3 protein-coding genes are annotated in these 1,881 nt (G+C 62.1%); all 3 read right to left on the reverse strand.

The window, feature by feature from the left end; translation table 11 throughout:
- Positions 1–27: 27 nt before the first annotated feature.
- A complete protein-coding gene (locus tag AC1DSN_RS22030; RefSeq protein WP_477298447.1) occupies positions 28–432 on the reverse strand; it encodes a DUF6326 family protein in 405 nt (134 codons plus the stop codon).
- The gene (locus AC1DSN_RS22035) at positions 429–1,133 is read right to left on the reverse strand and encodes a DUF4386 domain-containing protein (protein WP_477298446.1); all 705 of its coding nucleotides are present in this window, start codon (positions 1,131–1,133) and stop codon (positions 429–431) included. The genes AC1DSN_RS22030 and AC1DSN_RS22035 overlap by 4 nt, the downstream gene beginning before the upstream one ends.
- A gap of 140 nt (positions 1,134–1,273) precedes the next feature.
- Entirely contained in the window at positions 1,274–1,726 is a 453-nt protein-coding gene (locus tag AC1DSN_RS22040) for an organic hydroperoxide resistance protein (protein ID WP_063573834.1), read from the reverse strand.
- Positions 1,727–1,881 lie beyond the last annotated feature (155 nt).

Consider the following 1,881-nt stretch of genomic DNA (forward strand, 5'->3'; position numbering starts at 1 on the left):
TCCCCCGATTGCCGAATTTACATCATCCTAGACCTTCGGCCACCGCCATGCGTGTACGACCACGGCAGCGGTCAGCAGCACCTCGATGACACCAAGAACGAGGTAGAACGCCGGCGCCCCGGGCATGGTCAGCAGCATGATCAGTGTATAAAACAGGCCCAAGACGACGTTCGCCCAGCGGCAGAGGCTGGCTGGCAGCGCCAGGGACCCGAAGATCATCAGCGCCGGGACCGCCATCAGCAGGCTGACGCCCACCAGGATGCCCGGTGTCGTCGGCCCTAACGGGCCGAAGTTGCCGGCGATCATGTCCTGAATCCGGCCGGCGGCGAACAGGCCGAAGTAGTCGCCGTAGATGTAGCAGGACATCAACGAGGCCCATAGGCCGGCCAGCTTGATTCGTACAGAGGGTTTGGCGTCCTGCAACGTACTCATTGGGTTTTGTTCCCGGTCAGGATGAAACGCCGCGCGCCGAAGACGAGCAGCCAGAGCATGAAGGCGACTTCGCCGAGCTGGAGGGGGAAGCACGCCGTGTCGAGGCTGTCCGAGAGCTGCGGCATGACGAAACCCGCGAAGCTCTGTGCAATGTAGGCAAACGCATTAAGCATCAGCCACACGGCCAGTACGCGCGGAAGGAAACCACAGCGCCAGACAAGGATGGCCAGGGGTATGAGCCACAGTCCCCACAACATTTCGGCAGCGGTGATGACTTCGCGGTGCACGCGCAGGAACAGCATGGCCAGCGATTCGCGCTGCGCCTGGCTGAAGGCATCGAGGAAGGGGGCCCCGCGTACCAGGACCAGAGCCGCGGCATCGTTGGCGGTGTTGATGAAATAGATAGCCGACGGCAGCAGGCCGCCGAAGATCACCATCGTCACGGCTAACGTAGGCCCCGCGGACTTGAGCAATCGGTGGAGCGCCAGCACAACGAAAATCAGCATGGTTCCGATGAACAGGTCGCCAAACATGCCCCAGCGAAACAGCGTCTCGTGCGCGGCGATGTTCGTAGCGGTTTCAGCCGGGTTACCGCTCACCAGGAGCGCGCTCGGTATGTAGATGAGGCGGAGCGGACCCACCAGGCAGATCAGCAGATACGTGAATCCGGCCAGGCGAGCGTCCCTGTTGAGCGGTGTCATGGCGATCCCCTTCGCGACGGTGGTCCGACCAAGGGAAGGTGCGCTCGTCTTACGTTGCTGCCACGTGCCGGAAGTCGTGCCAGATAACGAAAACGGCGCCCGAAGGCGCCGTCCGTTGAATCGCTTGGCAGAAGGACCGCTTAGGCGACCGTCTTGCCGTTCACCGAGATATCGACATCGACATTGCCACGGGTAGCGTGGGAGTAGGGGCAGACCTTCTCATGAGCGGTCTTGACGATCTCCAGCGCGGTGGCGTCGTCGACACCCGGCAGGCTCACTTCGAGCTTCACCTTGATGCCGAAGCCGGAGTCGTTGCGCGGGCCGATACCGACCGAGCTGGCGACCGAAGCGCCGTCGACCTTGACCTTCTGCTGGCCGGCGACGAAGCGCACGGCACCTTCGAAGCAGGCGGCGTAGCCAGCGGCAAAGAGCTGTTCGGGATTGCTGCCGCCGCCATTGCCACCCATTTCCTTCGGCAGGCGCAGGTCGAGCTTGATCAGGCCATCGTCGCTTTCGACGTGACCTTCGCGGCCACCGGCGACCTTGGCGTGGGCGGTGTAGAGGACTTCTTTGAGGTTCGAGAGGTTGCTCATGATCAATGTCCTTGGCGTTCGTGATGGGAGAGGGCGCCGGGGTGCCGGGCCACGAGAGATAGTTAAGCACGCAATTAAATAGCGCGCAATTTAAATCGCGTGAAGAATGGGTTCTCGTTGCCGTCCGTTCAGTTTAGGACGCGGCGACCGTAGAC

The sequence above is a fragment of the Luteibacter sp. P4_D7_3 genome, assembly GCF_056401735.1.

What these genes read in the sequence shown, in the direction of transcription:
- AC1DSN_RS22035 (WP_477298446.1), bottom strand. Translation starts at nt 1,133, where the DNA reads ATGACACCGCTCAACAGGGACGCTCGCCTGGCCGGATTCACGTATCTG.
- AC1DSN_RS22030 (WP_477298447.1), bottom strand. Translation starts at nt 432, where the DNA reads ATGAGTACGTTGCAGGACGCCAAACCCTCTGTACGAATCAAGCTGGCC.
- AC1DSN_RS22040 (WP_063573834.1), bottom strand. Translation starts at nt 1,726, where the DNA reads ATGAGCAACCTCTCGAACCTCAAAGAAGTCCTCTACACCGCCCACGCC.